We start from the raw sequence: 18,550 nt of genomic DNA, 5'->3' as shown, positions 1-18,550 counted from the left end.
CCAGATCAGGGTACGGTCTGCCGCTGTGAGATTCCCCGAACGGCACACCCCTTGCACGCATGTGTCGGCGAAAACCCAACGGTGGGCGTGAGTCAGAGGAAGTGCGCGGCGACGGCTCGTGCGACGTACACCGCATCATCGAGATCGTCATCGGCGACATTCACGTGACCGACCTTGCGACCTGGCCTCGGAGCTTTCCCGTAGGTGTGGATCTTCGCCTGCGGATGCTCTGCCATGGCAGCACCGAAACGCTCGTCCAGCGTGCCTTCGACAGGTCCGCCGAGGATGTTCACCATCACCGACCACGTGGCGCGCGGTGCCGTGCTCCCGAGCGGAAGGTCGGCGACAGCGCGCAGGTGCTGTTCGAACTGGCCTGTGACCGCTCCGTCCTGGCTCCAATGCCCACTGTTGTGCGGTCGCATGGCGAGTTCGTTGACGAGGATGCGTTCGTCGTCGGTCTCGAACAGCTCGACGGCGAGCATTCCGGTCACACCGAGTCCCTCCGCGATGGTGCGTCCGATCGCCTCTGCCACCTCGGCCAGGCGCTCGGCGGCCGCGGGAGCCGGAGCGATCACCTCGGCGCACACACCGTCACGCTGCACGGTCTCCACCACCGGGTAGGCGACGATCTCGCCACCGGGGCGACGCGCCACCTGCTGGGCGAGCTCGCGCACGAACGGAACGAGCTCTTCGACGAGGAGCGCGTCACCTTGGGCGAGCGCGTCCAGCCAATCCTGCGCCTCCCCTGCCGTTCGCACGACCCGCACTCCCTTGCCGTCGTATCCTCCGCGCGGGGTCTTCACGACGCCGGCGCCTGCGTGCTCGTCGAGGAATGCCTGCAGTTCAGCGATGGTGCGCACGGCCGCCCAATCCGGCTGGGGGATCCCGAGCTCGGCAAGGCGCGCACGCATCACGAGCTTGTCCTGCGCGTATTGGAGCGCGTCGGGCCCCGGGTGCACGACCACACCATCGGCGACGAGTTGCCGCAGCACGTCCTGCGGCACATGCTCGTGGTCGAAGGTGATCACGTCGACGTCTGCGGCGAAGGCACGCACCGCCTCGAGATCGCGATAGTCGCCGACCGCGGTGGCCGCGAGTCCGGCCGACATCCCTTCACCTTCGGCGAGCACTCGCAGCTCCAGTCCGAGTTCGACCGCCGGAGCGATCATCATCCGAGCCAGCTGTCCTCCGCCGATCACGCCAACACGCAGCGCCATGTGCCGCCTCCATTCGTCTGGACCCATTCTCCCGCACTCATCAGAGCGCGCACGACAGGTTGCTGTTGCGGATCCGACGACACAGCCGGCGACCTGGACCTCAGCAGCGTTGCACCGGAGAGTTCAGTCGCCGGTGGCCTGCGCGTCACGATGAGCGAGGATCTGCCCGACCTCGATCTGATCGGCGAGAGTCTCATGCACGAGCGTCACGTTGGGGACGTTCGGCAGGCGGAGCGGAGCGTCGACCCCGTTCGAGAGCGTGATCGTTCCCGAACCCCACATCCGCTGAAGCGGACCACGACGAACCGCGATCGTGTATCCCCTCGCATGCGACATCTCCTGGCGCCGACGAGCGCCGATGCCGTGCCGTGCGATGACACGCCTGGTCGTCACAGTGGTGCTCCGGGAGTACCAGATGACGAAAGGCAGCACCACGGCGAGCAACACCAGCGCGCCCGCGGCGGTCAGAAGCATCCAGTCTTCGAACCCCGCCGGCAGGTTGCCGAAGAAGTAGGCTGTGGCGCCGAAGGTTGCGATCAGCACGAGGGCGGACCAGAACAAGCGGCGTGCGTGGCTCCGAAAGCGCGCGATCAGCAGCTCTTCCGAAGGTGTACCGGGCGGTGGCATCAGGGGCCGACCGCCGAGCGTCACAGGCTGGGTCACCCCACCATTGTGCCTGTGATCTGCGACAAAGCTGTCTGTGCGGCGGCGTGTCAGCTTCCGGTCGCGCGCACATGCACGACGTCGCCGGCGGAGATGGGGTGCTCCACCCCATCGGATTCGACGAGAAGTCGGCCATCCGCATCGATCGCCGTCGCCACTCCCTCGAGGATGCGGTCAGCGGGCATCGACACTCGAACAGGCTGCCCGAGTGTTGCGCACCGGGCGGACACCGCCGCATGCAGACCGCTCGCGACAGCGTCCTCCGCGGCAGCCAGTGCCGACAGACGACCACCGAGCCGCTCGAGGTACGCGGCCAGCAGCCGGTCCTCATCGACGTCGACACCGAGCGAGGCGAACGACGTCGCCGTCGGCACCGGGAGCTGCTCGATCGTCATCGCCGTGTTGACGCCAGCGCCGACGATCACCGCGTCCGTCGTCGCCTCGGCGAGGATCCCGCAGATCTTGCGCCCATCGACGAGGACGTCATTCGGCCACTTCACGGCGACGTCGTGCCCCGGGAGCTGGTCGGCTATCGCTTCGGACATCGCCAGGCCCGCTACGAGCGGAATCCAGCTCCGCGCCGACGGATGGGCGGGAAGCGCCCGTAGCAGCACGGAGATCGCCAGCGCCGAACCTTCCGGCGCGACCCAGGTGCGATCGAGCCGGCCGCGCCCTGCCGTCTGGTTGCGCGTCACGAGAGTCGAGAGATGCGGCCAGCCGACGGCATCGTCCGCCTTCGTACGCAGATCTGCATTCGTGGAGCCGGTGTGCGCGACGAGTTCCAGGCGAGGTACCGTGGCCGCAGCGAGCGGGAGATCCATGCTCATACGTCCTCGTCGTCGACTTCTTCGTCGTCATCGTCTTCGTCTTCGCGGATGGTCCCCACCTCATGGGCCTGCCACCGCTCCCACTCCTTCATGAGGCCATCGATCGCGGCGTGGAACTTCGCGGTGGCGACCCCCTGGGTGGTGTCACCGAAGTAATGCTGCACCCACATCCGCAATCGTGCGGTCGCGGCCTCGTCGGCTCGCACCCGCTCGACCTCGGCGACGATGTCGGTGGCCGCCTCCGCAGTCAGCCACTCGCAGTCGGCGAGGTATCCCTGCGTATCGATCGAGGCGTCGTCATCCGCCGGGCGCGTGATCATCAGCGGCTTCCCCGCCGCGAGCCGATCGTAGACCATCGCCGAGATGTCCACGACGGCGACGTCGGCCGCGGTGAGCTGCCAGCCGAGTTCCGGGGCGGCGTCATAGATGTGGTGAGCGGTCGCATCGGCCGCGTTCGCCGCGTTGATCGCCGCGACGATCCGTCGATGCGCGGCCCCGTAGGCCTCGTCGACCACCCCGCTGCGGGGGTGCGGGCGATAGATCACGCGGTGCGCACCTGTTGCCAGCAGTCGGCTCACGAGCGCCTCGCCGTGCGTCGCGATCGAGCCGTAATGAGCGCTGGGACGGTCACCCTCCCAGGTGGGCGCGTAGAGCACGACGGTTCGCTCGTCCGGCGTGTACGGCAGCGCCCCCGAGTAGTGGTCCGCCTGGGGGCGCCCGATCTCGATCGTGCGGTGATCCACGTCGTAGTCCCACAGGGTGCGCGACAGGCGGTCGCGCGCGGCCTGCCCGGCGACGAATGCGTAGTCGTAGGCCTTGTACTGGTTGGTGGTCATGTACATCTTGTCGGACTCACCGTGGTTGATGAAGACGTGCCAGCGACGCCCGTAGCGGAACATCTGGAAGTTCCGCGTGTTCTGATTCACGTACAGCACGACGCGGATGTCCTGCGTCGCGATGAACCGCTCGAGATCACGGATCTTCGGCACGAAAGCTACCGGCGGAGCATCCTCTTCGAGCAGCTTCTCGGTTCCGGTCGCCTGCCTGGAGAGCACGACGACGGGCCAGCGCTTCGAGAGCTCGGCGAGCGGGCGGTACCACTGGCGCATCTGGTACATGTTCACCGCACCATCGGCGAAGTACACCGCGACCTTGAAGTGATCGACCGGGTACGGCTCGCGTTCTGCGAGCCGTCGGCGCACGCGCTGCACGGCGGTGCGGGATGCGAGCGCCCGCTTCAGCAGACGGTACGCCTTCTTCGCGTCAGACAATGCACCCATCCCTCCAGAATAGTTCGTCCTCGGCGGATCCACCGGCCTGCAGCGGGATGGCACGGCCTGCGGTCGAGCGCCTCACCCCTCCTCATCAGGGAACGCCCGAAGACACCATGCCATGATCATCATGTGTCCGCAGACGAATCAGCAGCTCCCCTGCCCGGGGTGTCCTTCGTGATGCCGGTGCTCAACGAGCGCGCCTACCTCGAGCACGCGGTCGCGTCGGTGCTCGCGCAGGACGTCGATGTGCCGACGGAGCTCGTCCTCGCTCTCGGCCCGTCCAACGACGGCACCACCGAGCTTGCCCGCCGACTCGCCGCGACGGACGACCGCATCAGACTGGTCGACAATCCCGCGGCTCACATCCCCGTGGGCTTGAACTCCGCAATCCGCGCGAGTCGATACGCGACGATTCTGCGCGTCGACGCGCACTCCGAGCTCTCCCCCGGCTACGCCGCCCGCGCGCTGCAGACTCTGGAGCGCACCGAATCGGCCAACGTCGGCGGCGTGATGCATGCCGAAGGACGCACGCCCTTCCAGAAAGCGGTCGCCCGTCTCTACAACTCCCCCGTCGGGCTCGGCGGCGGGGCTTATCACGGGAGCTCGCAAGAGGGCGAGGCCGAATCCGCCTATCTCGGTGTGATGCGCCGTGACGTTCTCGACGAGATCGGCCTGTTCGATGAGTCGATCCGGCGTGGTGAGGACTGGGAGCTCAACCTCCGCATCCGCCAGGCCGGCCACCGGGTCTGGTTCGACCCGGAACTGTCTGTCACGTACTGGCCGCGGGAGAGCTGGCTGCGCCTGGCACGGCAGTTCCGCGCCACCGGTGCATGGCGCGGCGAGCTGGTGCGCCGGTTCGGGCGCCGCAACGGCATCCGTTATTTCGCTCCTCCCGCGCTCGTCGTGGTGGTGGCGCTCGCCCTCGTCGCCGGGGTCCTGCAGCTGACGGGTGTGCTCAGCGGCGTCTTCTCGCTGATAGTGTCGCTCCTCGTGTACGGGCCGCTCGCGCTGTACCTTCTGCTCGTGCTGGGCGTAGCGCTCGCGCCCGGTGGAGGGGGTGTGCGCCAGCGCCTGTGGACCCTGCTCGTGCTCCCGACGATGCACGTCTCGTGGGGTCTCGGCTTCCTCGGCGGCGTCCTCCGCGGCGCTCGGGACACCGTCGACGCGTCACGTCTGGGCACACGCAACACTCCGCTCCCCTGAGTACCCCGCTGCCCTGAGGGCGACCTTCGCCGGACTCAGCGGGTGACGAAGCCCAGATCCAGGATGCGGTCGACCACACGCTCGGCGGCATGACCGTCATCGCGGGAGTTGAACTGCTTGCGCCACGCCGCATAGCGCTCCGCGTACGCCGCCACGTGACCCTGATCGTCCAGGGCGGCAGTGAGCTCCTCCTGTGTCCGCACCAGCGGTCCGGGGGCCCTCTCCGCGAGATCGAAGTAGAAGCCTCGCAGCTGGCCACGATAGTGGTCGATGTCGGGAACCAGGAAGTACATGGGCTTTCCCGTGACGCTGAAGTCGAACATCACCGAGGAGTAGTCGGTGATCAGTGCGTCTGCGACGAGCAGCAGTCGAGCGGTCTCCGGATAGCCGGTGACGTCGATGACCCTCGCACCGGCGCGGTCCCGCCCCTGTTCCAGTGTGCGGGAGTGACCGCGCACCAACACGACGGCATTCGCCTGCTGGGCGAGCAGTTCGGCATCGACGAAGTCGACCATCTCCGCTCTGTCATCACGCCAGGTCGGTGCGTAGAGGAGCACCCGCTCCTCTGCACCGATACCCAGCGCACTGCGGACAGCGGCGGGATCGCCGGTGGTCAGCGCGTCGTTGCGTGGGTATCCCTCCACCCAGATCGGGCGGCCGAAGAATGCATATGCCTTGCGGAGAATGCGCTCGGAGTAGGTGTTCTGAGCGAGCAGCACGTCCCACCGACGCGATTCCTTGACGACGGCAGCCATCCGCCGCGGATCGAAACCGGGACGATGCAGCGCGAGCCGCTTCAACGGCGTGCCGTGCCAGGTCTGCAAGACCTTCTGCCCTGTCTTGCGGGCGAACCGGCGGCGCAGCCAGTCATTGACCACCAGCAGACGGGCGGCACCGCGCGCGTGCCACCATTGAGGGCTGCCCTCCACGACGGCGACGGCACCCTCTGGAACCTCGACAGAGAGATCGGCGACGCTCCAGTACCGCCGCACCTCGGGCGCGCGTGCCGCGAGCTCACGGTCGATGGCCCGGGGGTTGCAGCCGACGCTTCGTCCGTAGAAGCTCTCGAAGAACACGGCGTTCTCGGTCCCGCCCGCCTGCGCCACATAGCGTTCTTCCAACGTCGAGCGCCCTTCTGCGGTCTCATACACCGGGTCGATCGGCGCGGCGATGCGGACGACGCCGCTGTCCACGGCGATGCGCACACCCTTGAGCACCACCGAGGCCAGTCGCACTTCGTCGAGATCGACACCCGCGATCCGCAGCTCGTACCGCCCGGTCGGCAGCGGAAGGGATGGGCCGCCCCAGCGTGACGCCTGCAGCGGGAACGTGGCCTTCCAGGTCTTGCCGCCGCCGCTGATGCGAGCATCGACGCGCGCTCGCGGTCCGACCAGTGCAGCCGTCGCCGGTCGCTGACCGGTCCCTGCGATGATCAGGGACTCCGCCTCGTCATCGATGCGGGCCGTTGTCATGCTGCTCCCTTCGGCGCGGGAATCCCCCGCGCACGGATGACCTGGTAGACGCGCTCGGTGTTGCGTCCGTCTCGATACGCGTGCATCTCCGCGCTGAGCGTAGCGGAACGGGCCGACGCCGCATCGTACGCACCATCGTCCGTGAACAGGGCTTCGAGTTGCGCGAGCACCTGCGACCAGTCACCGGCCGCGTCCGGGCCGGCGACATCGTCGAAGCGGCCGTAGAAACCACGTGTGCGGGCGTACTCCTCGGAGTCCGGCGCCAAGAAGAGCACCGGCATCCGCAGCAGACCGACGTCGTAGGCGAGCGAGGAGTAGTCGGTGACGAGCACGTCGACCGCTGCGAGCGCGGGAGTCACATCCGCGAGGAGTGCAGCGCTCAGTGCGCGCACTCGTCTGCTCGGAAGCGGCGGCGCGTATCCCCCCTCCCCCAGAGGGTGCGAGCGCACCAGCAGGATCGCGTCGTTCTCTTCGAGCACACGGAGGATTCGGATCCACTCTTCCGCGGTCGGGACCGCAGGGTCGGCGGCACCGTCTCGCCAGGTCGGCGCGTACAGGATCGTGCGCGTCGCCTCGGGGATCTCCCCCACGACGCTGCGGAGCACGGTGGATGCTGCGTTCCGAGCCTCGGCGGCGGAACCGCGGGAGAGCACATCGACTCGAGGCTCGCCGGTCACCACCACACGATCGTCTCCGAGTCCGAACGCGGACTCCAGGCGGCCCCTCGCCCGGTGGGATGCCGCAGGAAGCACCCGGATCCGCTGGGAGGCCGCACGATAGAGGACTCCGACCGCGCGGCGCAGCACCGCGGCGCCGGGAACATTCGGCACCTGGGTCGTCGCGGGCGAATCCAGGCCGATCCGCTTCAACGGGATTCCATGCCAGAGCTGGACGACGAACCCGCCTCCGTTCGCGTAGCGGTTCACATCACCGAGCCCATGGGTGACGACGAGAACGCCGGCCCGTGCGGTCGCCCACCAACCCCGCAGACCGCTCTTCCGGACGAAGCGGATGCCGAGGGCCGCAGCCTCGCGATCCTCGCGGTCGGAAGCCGTGAGCCAGAGGGTGTCATGCCCGGCCGATGACGCGTATCGCTGGAGAGCGAGGGCTCCATCGCCGATTCCGGCACCGCAGCCGAACACCCAGCGCCGACCACGCGGAAGGAGGAACGTACCGATGCGCCCGACGGCATACAACGGGATCCGGAGCAGCTTGGCCGCATTGCCGGTGCCGAAAGAGAAGGACGCCACCCCGCGAGCCTATCGCGGGGTGGCGTCCTTCTCTGTGAGCGCGAAGGTCAGCCGGCGAGTTCGCCGAGCGTCACCTCGATGTCGTAGGACTTGCCGTCCCGGACGTAGGTGACCTTGGCGGTGCTGCCGGCTGCCGCCGCACGCACCTGGGCCGTGAGGTCGCTGGCGCTGGTGATCGGAACCCCGTTGAATTCGGTGACGACGTCACCCTCCTTCAGGCCTCCTGCTGCCGCGGCGCCGCCATCCGTCGCCTTGGCGATGTACGCCCCGGAGACGGTTGCTCCCTGGACGCTCGATGCGTCCTGGACGGATGCGCCGAGCAGACCGTGTGTCGCGGCCCCGTCGGCGATGATCTCGTCGGAGACCCGCTTGGCGATGTTCGACGGAATGGCGAACCCGATACCGATCGAGCCCGATTCCTCTGAGCTGCCCGAGCTCGCGATCGCGACGTTGATGCCGATCAGCTCACCCTTGCTGTTCACGAGCGCGCCACCCGAGTTGCCATGGTTGATCGCCGCATCCGTCTGGATGACTGCGATCGAGATGGAATCGGACGTCTGCTGGTTGCTGTTGCCCGGGATGTCGAACTGGAACGGCCCCTGGCCCTGGCCCTGGTCCGGCGCCTGCTGCTGGTCGGGGGCGTCCTCGGAGGACGAATCCGGCAGGGCGGAGGATGCGATCTGGATGCTCCGGTTCAGCGCGCTCACGATTCCGGTCGTCACCGAGTTCGCGAGTCCCAGCGGGGCACCGAGCGCGACCGCCGTGTCACCGACGTTGAGCTTCGACGAATCGGCGAACTCCATGGGCGTGAGGCCCTTGGCGTCCTTCAGCTTGATCACGGCGAGGTCGTAGATCGGGTCTGTGCCGACCACGGTCGCCTCGTAGATGCGCCCGTCCGAGGTGGTCACTCGGATGGTCGGGTCAGCGACCGCACCGCCGAGCGTGACGACGTGCGTGTTGGTGAGCACGTAGCCGTCATCGCTGATGATCACGCCGGATCCGCTGCCACCCTGGTCGGCGCCTGCCACCTCGATCGTAACGACCGACGGCAGTGCCGCGGTCGCGACAGCGGTGGTCTCGTTGACCGAACCGGGGTTGTTCACCGTGACCGTCTGCGGGCCTTCGGCCGTGCCGGAGGAAGGGCGATCCTGGAGTCCGCTGAGCAGCGCGCCGCCGCCGAAGCCGGCGACACCGCCGACGAGGGCTGCCGCGACGATGAACGCGGCGAACTTCGCGCCCCCACGAGACTTCTGCTCTTTGGTCTTAGTCCCGTCTGCCGGTGCACCCGTAGGTGCTCCGCCATCGAGTGGCTGGGTGGGCTGGGTGTAGGACGCCGCCGTGGGGATGCCGAAAGCGGCTCCCGGTGCGGTGGCATGCGCGGGGGCGGTGGGTGCCGCGTAGGCGTTCGGTACAGGCGCGATCATGGGTGCGGCCGGTGCCTGCGAGGTGAAGGTCGATGGCACCTCGTGTCCCTGCGCGGGCGCGGCGACGGCCGGCGCGGCGGGAGCCGGAGCGGCGGGAGCCTGCCCGGTGATGTCAGCGGCGTCAGGCGTAGCCGACTGAGCGGCGACCTCTGCAGCCTCGGTGGACGGCACGGCGTCGTTCGACGCGGATGCCGACTGGTCCTGAGTGTTGTCTTCGTTCATGGTGTGTGCTCCTTCAACGACCATTTCAGAATGACGCCTGTATCTGTGCGTTCTCTATGTCGAAGATGAGTTTCAGCTATGGCCTTAGCCTGTTCTTCATGAGTGTCATCCCCGGCGCCTGGCGGCGCACGGCAGCAGGTGCAGGCCTGCTCGCCTCAGACGGAACCGTCGCGCCCACCATCTTCGCAGAGATGTCGGCCGCAGCGGCCCGTACCGGTGCGATAAATCTCGGCCAGGGCTTCCCCGATGAGGATGGGCCAGCCGAGGTGTTGGAGGCAGCGCGCAGCGCGATCGCGAACGGCGCGAATCAGTACCCGCCAGGACGCGGCATCCCCGACCTGCTCGAGGCCATCAGCGCCCATCAGCATCGGTTCTACGGGCTCGACGTGGACCCTGCCAGCGAAGTGATCGTGACGGCAGGGGCCACCGAAGCTCTGACCGCGACCCTGCTCGCTCTCATCGACGGGCCGGAAGACGAGGTGGTCGTCTTCGAGCCGTACTACGACTCGTATGCCGCCGCCGTCGCATTGGCGGGTGCCCGTCTTCGCACGGTTCCCCTGCGCGCACCGGACTTCCAGCCTGATCTCGAGCAGCTCGCTGCGAGCGTGACCGATCGCACGCGGGTCATCCTGATCAACGATCCACACAATCCCACGGGCGCGGTGTTCGGCCGTGGAGTGCTCGAAGAGGTCGTGCGACTGGCCGAGAAGCACGACGCGATCATCGTCACCGACGAGGTGTACGAGCACCTGGCTTTCGACTCGCCGCATACGCCGGTCGCCACGCTGCCCGGAGCCGCCGAGCGCACGCTGACCATCTCCTCTGCCGGCAAGACCTTCTCCACGACCGGCTGGAAGATCGGCTGGGTCCATGGGCCAGCCGCCCTCATCACGGCTGTGCTCACGGTCAAGCAGTACCTCACGTACGTGAACGGATCCGCGTTCCAGCCCGCCATCGCCGTCGGGCTGCGGATGGATGACTCCTACTTCGCCGGCGCTGCGGCCGTGCTCGCCCGCAAGCACGAGATCCTCGGCGACGGGCTGCGTGCGGCCGGCTTCACCGTGCACGCCCCGCAGGGCGGCTACTTCACGGTCGCGGACGCGACCGCCCTCGGCGGAGCGGATGCTGCAGCCTTCTGCCGAGCCTTGCCGGAACGCGCAGGAGTGGTGGCGATCCCGCTGACCGCGTTCGTCTCAGAATCGAACAGGCACGAATACTCGGGACTGGTGCGTTTCGCCGCTTGCAAGCGCGTCGACGTGCTCGAGGAAGCCGCCGTGCGCCTCACACGGTTCTCCGTCTGAACTCGCGGCGATTGCGGCCTAGAGCTCACGGGCGACGACGGCATATCGTCGCACACGCAGCGACGGGTTCGTCTCCCGCACCCGCTCGATGACCAATTTCTCGACGACCGCCACCGCGATCCCCGAGGCCGTCCCCACGCCCGCGAGCACGACGCCCTGAGGGTCGACGATCTGCGAATGCCCCACGCCGATCGGTGTCGGGTGGTCTGCGGCGACCACGTACACGGTGTTCTCGATCGCGCGCGCGGCGAGCAGCGTCGTCCAGTGGTGCTCCTTGAGAGGCCCCCTGACCCACTCGGCCGGCACGACCAGGACGTCGGCCGCAGCATCGACCAGCGAGCGCCCTACCTCGGGGAAGCGCAGGTCGTAGCAGGTCATGAGCCCGAAACGCAGACCGCCCAGCTCGAAGGTCGCTGCCTCCCCCAACGCCCCGGCTTCCACCCAATCGGACTCGGTCTGCCCGAAGGCATCGTAGAGGTGCTGCTTGCGGTACACCGCGAGGACTCCATCGCCCCGCACCGCCACGACCGTGTTCCGCACCCGATGGCCGTCAGCAGCCCGTTCAGCGAGTCCCGCGACGATGACGACCGCGTAGTCGGCGGCCAGCGCGGTGAGGGTCGTGACGAACTCCCCGTCGAGGTCTTCGGCGTTCGCGGCCAGAGTGTCATCCATCGGGTCGACGAAGTAGCTCGAGTACTCCGGGAAGACGATCAGCTTCGCACCGCGCGCCACGGCATCCGCCGTGAGCTCCGCGATCCGCTCGCGGTTGTCGGCGCGGGAGGCCGTGGGCGCGAACTGACATACGGCGACAGGGACGGCTGCGGTCTCGGACATACCCTCATCCTCTCGCATCGACACGCCCGGGACGTCACGCGGAGGCCCCCTCGATTCGCCCGACCTCGGAATCCGTGATAAGTTTCTTCTTGTGCCGCGGGGTGGAGCAGTTCGGTAGCTCGCCGGGCTCATAACCCGGAGGTCGCAGGTTCAAATCCTGTCCCCGCAACAAATGAAAGGCCCTCTGACTCGGAGAAATCCAGGTCAGGGGGCCTTTCGCTTTGAGCATCCGGCTACGACGGGCACGCGTCGCACCATGGTGATCAGGTCGTCGGGAGCCTGTACCGCCTCAGTCGTGACATCTTGGGCGCTACTGCCGTGATGTCTATGGCCGAGCCTCGGCCATAGACTCCTCCACCACGACGGGGTTGATCTGATCGGCGGGTAGGGGCCCGCGGACCGGACCTCGATACGGGCGCCGGCGACGTAGCAGAGAAAGCCCGCAACCGTACCCCACAGACGCGAACGGGCACCCCCGGAGGGGTGCCCGTTCGGCGTTCTAGACGAGGGTCACTTGCCCTCTGCGGCGTCCAGTTCGAGCAGCTTCTGCACGGCTGCGGTCAGACGCTCATCGGCCTCGGCGAACTTGGCGAGGTCACCCGACTTCAGCGCAGTCTCACGGTCGATCAGAGCGGCCTGCGCTGCGGAGAGAGCGTCTGCCTGGGCATCCGTCGTCGGCGGCGTCGGCTCGGTCGGCACCTCACCGGTGTCGGGGACGACCGCATCCGGATCGGGTTCGACGGTGTCGTCTCCACCGGTCGCACCGGAATCACCGCCGAAGAGCGTGTCGAGCGCCTCGGTGAGGGTGTTCTCGAAGGCGACACGATCACCGAAGGCGACGAGCACCTTCTGCAGTCGCGGCAGCTGCGTTCCCTCAGAAGACTGCACATACACCGGCTGCACATAGAGCAGACCGCCACCCACGGGCAGCGTCAGCAGGTTGCCGTAGATCACCTCGGACTCACCCTGCTGGAGCAGGTTGAGCTGCGGGACGACCGAGGTATCGGAGTTGTAGGTGTTCTGCACCTGACCGGGACCTGGAACCGTGGTGTCGGTGTCGATCTCGAGCATGCGCAATTGGCCGTAGCCGTCTGCCTTCTTGCCCTTCTCCGAGCCCGCATCCGAATCGACTGCGAGATAGCCCATCAGCACGTCGCGGCTCCCACCCGCTCCCTGCGAGTTGGGGATGAAGGTCGAGAACATCGAGAACCGCGGAGTGTCCTGCCCCGGCATCTGCATGGTCAGGTAGTACGGCGGCTGCAGCATCGACTCGCTGCGCGGGTCGTTCGGCGTCTGCCAGCGGTTGTCCTGCTGGGCGAACGAGCCGGCCTTGTCGACGTGGTAGACGCCGAGGATGTCGCGCTGCACCTTGAACAGGTCGGTCGGGTAGCGCACGTGGCTCATGAGCTCACCGGACATCTCGCTGATCGGCTCCACCGTCGACGGATAGACCTTCTGCCAGGTCTTGAGCACCGGGTCCTCGGCATCCCATGCATACAGCTTCACCGAACCGTCGTAGGCATCGACCGTGGCCTTGACCGAGTTGCGGATGTAGTTGATGTCGTCGATGGCGAGCGTCGGCGACGGGATGTTGGAGTCGGCGATCGCGTCGGACAGGCTCACGCTCGTCGAGTACGGGTACGTCTGGCTGGTCGTGTAACCGTCGATGATCCACACGATGCGACCGTCCACCACGCTCGGGTACGGGTCGCTGTCGAGCTCGAGGTACGGTGCGACCTTCTGCACGCGAGTCTTCGGATCGCGGTCGTACAGGATCTGCGAGTCCTCGTTCACGAGGTTCGAGAACAGGATCTGCTCCGACTGGAACTTCAGCGCGTAGAGGAGCTTCGTGAAGGTGTCGCCGATCTTCGGACCGCCGTCTCCTTCGAACGTCGTCTTCGTCTCACTCGAGCCGTCCTTGCCGCGCGGGTAGTCGATCTCCGCGGGCTCAGAGTCCTTGGGAGCGCCGACGATCGAGTACTCGGGCGAGTTCTCGCCGAAGTAGACGCGCGGCTCGAAGTTCTCACGATTGGAAAGGAACCCGGATGTGGGGATGCCGCGCTCGAGGAACACCGGCTCGCCGTCTGTGGTGCGCTGGTTGCCCGCTGCTGCCACGAGGCCGTAGCCGTGCGTGTAGACCGCGACGCGGTTGTTCCAGTTGTCGCCGTCGCCGAGACCCGACATGTCGAGGTCGCGCACGGACACCACGGTGTCCTGCATCTTCCCGTCGATCTCGTAGCGGTCGACGTCCATCGTCGTCTGGAACTGGTAGTACCCGCGGTACTGTTCGAGCTGGCGGACCGTCGGCGGAATGACCTTCGGGTCCATGATGCGTGTGGACGCGGTGGTCTCGGCGTCGGCGCGCAGCTGACCGGCCTCGGCGTCCGTCTTTGCGGCGAACGGCGTGGTCTCGAGGTCTGCGACCCCGTACGCCTCTTTCGTGCCGTCGATGTTCCGCTGGTAGTACTCGGCCTGATAGGCGTTCTGGTTCGGCTTCACCTGGAAGGTGGTGACCACCCACGGGTATCCGACGCCGACGACGAGCGAGGCGACGATCAGCAGCGCGGTCGCGGCCAGCGGGAAGCGCCAGCGGCCGATGATGGCCGTGACGAAGAAGAGGATCGCCACGACAGCGGCGATGATCGCGAGGATCGCGAGGCCAGGAATCGTCGCGTTGACACCCGTGTACGCCGCACCGGTGATGCGGTCGTCGGGCTCGACGAGGGTCTTGTACTGGTCGAGCCACAGGCTCGCCGCCTGCACGAGCAGGTAGAGACCAGCGATGACCGCGAGCTGGATGCGCGCAGGCTTGGAGATGCGCAGTTCACCCTGCCCGATACGCACGGAGCCGTAGAGGTACGACACGAGCGCGGTGACCAGGAGCGAGAGCAGGAGCACCGCCGAGACGAACGCGAGCAGGATCGTGTAGAACGGCATCGCGAACATGTAGAAGCCGGTGTCGATGCCGAACTGCGGGTCGACCGAGGAGGTCGCCACGCCGTTGGCCCAGAGCCAGACCGTCTTCCACTGCCCTGCGGCCGCGAAGCCGGCGAACAGCCCGAAGAAGATCGGCATGCCCCACATCGCCAGGCGACGCAGCGGTTCGATGACCTCCTGGTACCGGTCCAGCTGCGAGCTGAGCCGCACGTACACGGGACGGAGCCGGTACGCGAGCTGGATGACGACGAACAGCGGGACGGCCATACCGAGGAAGCCCACCACGAACATCACCGCCGTGGCGATCCACTGCGTCGTGAGGACGCCGGTGAAGCCCACCTGGTCGAACCAGAGGAATTCGGTGTAGAGGGAGGCGAACACGAAGAACACCGCGATCAATGCGGCGATGATCACCAGAGAAATACCGAGAATACGTCGGGACGTTCGAGGCGTGGCCGGATTCGGGGCTGAGGGAGAGGTCACCCGTCCATCCTAGGCAACGCTCACTGTGCACGGGCTGTCATCCCGGTCACGGCGCGGTCACGGTGGCGCTCGGCGAATCAGCTCCCGGTGCTCTCGCAGCTCGGCAGCGTGGCGACGTCTCCGTCGTCGGCGATGACCTCGAGCGCAGCCAGCGACTCGTCGAGCGTCGCGGTGCGGATGACCTGGAGGCCGTCGGGCACGTGCCCGACGACCTCATCGCAGTTGGCCGCAGGGGCGAGGAAGTACTCGGCCCCGGCATCTCGCGCTCCGTACAGCTTCTGCCGGATGCCGCCGATGGGACCGACAGTGCCGGCCGCATCGATCGTCCCTGTGCCTGCGATGTCCTTCCCGCCGTTGAGCTCGCCTTCGGTCAGGGTGTCGATGATTCCGAGCGCGAACATCATCCCCGCGCTGGGGCCTCCGACGTTGTCGAGCTGAATCGTCACATCGATCTCGAAGTCGTAGTCGGTGCGGAGCGTGATGCCGATGAGCCAGGCGGTGGCGTCACCCTCGGTGCGCTTCTCCGGTGTGATCTCGACGGTCTGCTCCGCACCATCGCGCTGCACGGTGAGCACCACGGGGTCTCCCCCGGAATCCTGGATGGCCTGGCGCAGCTGTGTGGCGGACGTCACCGACGTGCCGTCGATCGCCGTGATCACGTCGTCGGCTTCGAGGATGCCGGAGGCCGGCGAGTCGGCGAGCGCCTCGACGACGACGACCTGGGCGCCGGTGTCGTACCCGAGCTCGTTCAACGCGGCCGCGGTCGCCTCGTGCTGAGAATCGACCATCAGCGTGGCATTGCGCTCGTCACGCTGCTCGCTGGTCACCCCCGCCGGGAACACCGAGTCGAGCGGGACGACCGCCTTGGACGAATCCGTCCACGCCAGCGCGAGCTCGAACCAGCTGGGGGTGCGCTCACGATTGCCGACGACCTGGACAGTGGTGAGGTCGAGCGTGCCGGCGGTCTCGAACGTCTCGGTGCCTTCCACGCTGATGAGCGGGACCTGCTCGCCGTCTGCGCCTTCCGCGGTGCCGAGGGTGTCGTACACCGGCCCCGGGCGCTGGATCACGTAGGGCGACGGCAGGAACGTCAGCACGACCAGGGCGATGAGCGCGACGACCAGCGCCCAGACTCCGAGTCCGAGCTTCCCAGACCGCGTTCGATCCACAGCATTCCTCCGTCGTTCGCGAGCGGCGTACACCGATCTGCCCGCATCGGGTTCGCGCGCAGAAACCTGTGACTAGCGTAGAGGCCACGGCAACAGATGTGCTGAGAGGGCGAGCGACATGGCAGACAACGACCCGACACCCGAGGACTTCCAGGAGTTCCTGCGGAAGATGCTCGCGAACCAGAGCGGCGGGGACATCGATCCCGAGGCGCTCCGGGGCGCGTTCGAAGGAATGGACGGCTTCACACTCGACCCGGCGATGATGCAGACGATCATGTCGCAGCTCCAGGGCGCGTTCGGAGGCGACCCCTGGGAGAACGCGCTGCGCCAGGCTCTGTTCATCGCCAACCGCGACGGACAGGGCGTGACCGACGGGTCGCGCACATCGCTCGCCGACTCCTTCGCCCTCGCGAACCTGTGGCTGGGCGAGGCGACGACCATCTCCGAGCTCTCCGAGGCCCCGACCGCGATGACCCGAGGCGAGTGGGTCGAGAAGACCCTGCCGGTGTGGAAGGAGATCGCCGACCCCGTGTCGACGAGCATCGCCGACGCCCTGACCTCGGCGCTGGACACCCAGGTGCCCGAGGAGATGCGCAGCGTCGTCCAGGGCGCGGGCAAGCTGATGCGGGGTCTGGGCGGCTCCGTGTTCGCCGCCCAGTTCGGGCAGGTGCTCGGCAACCTCTCACTCGAGGTGGTGTCCGGCGGCGATGTCGGCATTCCCGTGCTCCCGGCGGGGACCGCGGCGATCGTCCCCCAGAACCTGACGGCATTCGGCGAGGGTCTCGAGATCCCCGAAGACCAGATCGCGCTCTACCTCGCCACCCGCGAGCTCGCCTATGCGCGTCTCTACCGCCATGCGAAGTGGCTGCACCTGCACGTGATGGCGCAGATCACCGACTTCGCGCGCGGAGTGACCGTCGACGTGGACGCCCTCGAAGACGTCGCAAGTCGCCTCGACCCCTCGGACCCCGAGGAACTGCGCGCGGCCATCGAGGGCGGGGCACTGCTCCCCGTGCAGAGCGAAGCACAGCGTGAGGCGCTCACCCGACTCGAGAACCTCATCGCGACGATCGACGGCTGGGTCGACGTGGTCACCGCCCAGGCGACCTCGCGCCTCCCCGACGGCGCCCGCATCGCAGAGGCAGCCCGACGTCGACGTGCGGTGGGCGGACCTGCCGAGGACGCCCTCGGCGCGCTGGTGGGCCTCAAGCTCCGACCGCGGCGCATGCGCGAGGCCTCGGCCATGTGGCAGGCCGTGACGGATGCCGTCGGCATCAGCGGACGCGATTCGCTCTGGGACTACCCCGACCTCATGCCGACCGCCGAGGACATCGACGACCCGAGCTCGCTGGTGGCGCGCCTGCAAGCCGCAGAACGCGGTGAACAGCCGGTTGCCGACGAATTCGATGAGGCGCTCGCTCGCCTGCTCGACGGCGATGACTTCGCGCAGGACAAGCCTGCAGACGGCACGACCGACGAGAACGAGGACGGTGGCGACGCCGCACCCGAGGGAGACCGACCGGTCTGAACCGGGCGGGCCGACCGCGCCTGATCCGTGGACATCCGCACCTCTCCTCCCCCGTCGCGGGGACGGGGTCGAGTTGTCCACGGATGCCTCCTTCCGGCCCCGAACACCCGACATCCCCTCCAGAATCGGTGGGATGCCGCTGACTCCGTCGATCCTCACGCGCTTGAACCCGAGCGCACCGCTGCTGTGGCGGGATGAGCACACACTTCAGCTCGGCGACGACGGCGATCTGCGTGTCGACACCGAGGCGGCCTGGGTGGAACCACTGCTCAGCAGGTTGCGCTCGGGATTCCGACGTGGCTCCTTCGACGTGATCGCCCATGCGGCGGGTGCGCCACGCGACGCCGCACGGACGCTGCTCGCCCGTCTCGATCCGGTGCTGCTCGACGACGTGGCACAGGCTCGTCCGGCATGGGTGGAGAGCATCGGCATCACCGACGGACGCAGCGAGTACCGGATGCGCGATGCGCTCATGGATGAAGGCATCACCCTCGTCGGTCATGGCGACCGCCCAGGCGTCGGTGTCGTGCTCGTGCAGGGAGCCGCTGCCGCCCTGCAGTTCGCCCGCTACCTGCGCGAGGACATCGCCCACCTCCCGGTGTCGTTCGAGCCGGGCCGTGTGACCATCGGACCGCTCGTCGACCCCGGTGCTTCGGCGTGTCTCACCTGTCGTGATGCCCACGCCAGGGATCTCGATCCGGCATGGCCGCTGCTGCACACGCAGATGATCGGCCGCGACCCCGGCC

13 protein-coding genes and 1 tRNA gene are annotated in these 18,550 nt (G+C 67.6%); 4 read left to right on the top strand and 10 right to left on the bottom strand.

Going from position 1 to position 18,550, the window contains the following annotated elements:
- Positions 1 to 92: 92 nt before the first annotated feature.
- The 4 genes from ACIQTX_RS09105 to ACIQTX_RS09090 form a co-directional block, all read right to left on the bottom strand.
- Positions 93 to 1,217: a 5-(carboxyamino)imidazole ribonucleotide synthase gene (locus ACIQTX_RS09105; RefSeq protein WP_402971458.1), complete on the bottom strand. Its 1,125-nt coding sequence runs from the start codon at positions 1,215 to 1,217 to the stop codon at positions 93 to 95.
- Positions 1,218 to 1,340: 123 nt separating this feature from the next.
- Positions 1,341 to 1,844: a PH domain-containing protein gene (locus tag ACIQTX_RS09100; RefSeq protein ID WP_402973011.1), complete on the bottom strand. Its 504-nt coding sequence runs from the start codon at positions 1,842 to 1,844 to the stop codon at positions 1,341 to 1,343.
- An 86-nt stretch (positions 1,845 to 1,930) separates the two neighbouring features.
- On the bottom strand, positions 1,931 to 2,701 hold the full coding sequence (locus tag ACIQTX_RS09095; protein ID WP_402973008.1) for a biotin--[acetyl-CoA-carboxylase] ligase: 771 nt from the start codon (positions 2,699 to 2,701) through the stop codon (positions 1,931 to 1,933).
- A gap of 2 nt (positions 2,702 to 2,703) precedes the next feature.
- Entirely contained in the window at positions 2,704 to 3,987 is a 1,284-nt protein-coding gene (locus ACIQTX_RS09090; RefSeq protein WP_402971455.1) for a CDP-glycerol glycerophosphotransferase family protein, read from the bottom strand.
- 171 nt (positions 3,988 to 4,158) lie between these two features.
- On the opposite strand from ACIQTX_RS09090, the gene ACIQTX_RS09085 reads away from it, so the two are divergent.
- Complete coding sequence (locus tag ACIQTX_RS09085; RefSeq protein ID WP_402973006.1) at positions 4,159 to 5,184, top strand: glycosyltransferase family 2 protein; 1,026 nt, start codon at positions 4,159 to 4,161, stop codon at positions 5,182 to 5,184.
- A 35-nt stretch (positions 5,185 to 5,219) separates the two neighbouring features.
- Here ACIQTX_RS09085 and ACIQTX_RS09080 read toward each other — a convergent pair whose 3' ends face one another.
- Genes ACIQTX_RS09080 through ACIQTX_RS09070 form a run of 3 tightly spaced genes read right to left on the bottom strand, consistent with a single transcriptional unit; the run spans position 5,220 to position 9,552 of the window.
- Positions 5,220 to 6,656, bottom strand: coding sequence for a CDP-glycerol glycerophosphotransferase family protein (locus ACIQTX_RS09080; RefSeq protein WP_402971453.1), 1,437 nt, complete (start codon positions 6,654 to 6,656; stop codon positions 5,220 to 5,222).
- Positions 6,653 to 7,906, bottom strand: a complete 1,254-nt coding sequence (locus tag ACIQTX_RS09075) for a CDP-glycerol glycerophosphotransferase family protein (RefSeq protein ID WP_402971451.1) — start codon at positions 7,904 to 7,906, stop codon at positions 6,653 to 6,655. The genes ACIQTX_RS09080 and ACIQTX_RS09075 overlap by 4 nt, the downstream gene beginning before the upstream one ends.
- A gap of 47 nt (positions 7,907 to 7,953) precedes the next feature.
- Positions 7,954 to 9,552 carry a S1C family serine protease gene (locus ACIQTX_RS09070; RefSeq protein WP_402971448.1) on the bottom strand — a complete coding sequence of 533 codons (1,599 nt, stop codon included), beginning with the start codon at positions 9,550 to 9,552 and terminating at the stop codon, positions 7,954 to 7,956.
- Between the two features lie 98 nt (positions 9,553 to 9,650).
- Here ACIQTX_RS09070 and ACIQTX_RS09065 point away from each other — a divergent pair, with 98 nt between their 5' ends.
- A complete protein-coding gene (locus ACIQTX_RS09065; protein ID WP_402971446.1) occupies positions 9,651 to 10,853 on the top strand; it encodes an aminotransferase class I/II-fold pyridoxal phosphate-dependent enzyme in 1,203 nt (400 codons plus the stop codon).
- Between the two features lie 18 nt (positions 10,854 to 10,871).
- Here the strand turns inward: ACIQTX_RS09065 and ACIQTX_RS09060 are convergent, their stop codons facing one another.
- Positions 10,872 to 11,687 (bottom strand): carbon-nitrogen hydrolase family protein, encoded by an 816-nt coding sequence (locus tag ACIQTX_RS09060; protein ID WP_402971443.1) that lies wholly within the window; start codon positions 11,685 to 11,687, stop codon positions 10,872 to 10,874.
- 95 nt (positions 11,688 to 11,782) lie between these two features.
- Here ACIQTX_RS09060 and ACIQTX_RS09055 point away from each other — a divergent pair.
- Positions 11,783 to 11,856 (top strand) — tRNA-Met (locus ACIQTX_RS09055).
- 341 nt (positions 11,857 to 12,197) lie between these two features.
- On the opposite strand, the gene ACIQTX_RS09050 is transcribed toward ACIQTX_RS09055, so the two are convergent.
- The gene (locus tag ACIQTX_RS09050) at positions 12,198 to 15,107 is read right to left on the bottom strand and encodes a UPF0182 family protein (RefSeq protein WP_402971440.1); all 2,910 of its coding nucleotides are present in this window, start codon (positions 15,105 to 15,107) and stop codon (positions 12,198 to 12,200) included.
- Positions 15,108 to 15,184: 77 nt separating this feature from the next.
- Positions 15,185 to 16,276 (bottom strand): PDZ domain-containing protein, encoded by a 1,092-nt coding sequence (locus ACIQTX_RS09045; RefSeq protein WP_402971437.1) that lies wholly within the window; start codon positions 16,274 to 16,276, stop codon positions 15,185 to 15,187.
- A gap of 118 nt (positions 16,277 to 16,394) precedes the next feature.
- Between ACIQTX_RS09045 and ACIQTX_RS09040 the strand changes: the two genes are divergently transcribed.
- Positions 16,395 to 17,804, top strand: a complete 1,410-nt coding sequence (locus ACIQTX_RS09040) for a zinc-dependent metalloprotease (protein WP_402971434.1) — start codon at positions 16,395 to 16,397, stop codon at positions 17,802 to 17,804.
- The last annotated feature ends 746 nt before the right edge of the window (positions 17,805 to 18,550 follow it).

Source organism: Microbacterium sp. NPDC090281 (assembly GCF_044769635.1).
In the GTDB taxonomy this organism is placed as follows: domain Bacteria; phylum Actinomycetota; class Actinomycetes; order Actinomycetales; family Microbacteriaceae; genus Microbacterium.
The sequence above is the reverse complement of the archived record's forward strand: the minus strand, read 5'-3'. Positions and strand labels throughout refer to the sequence as shown.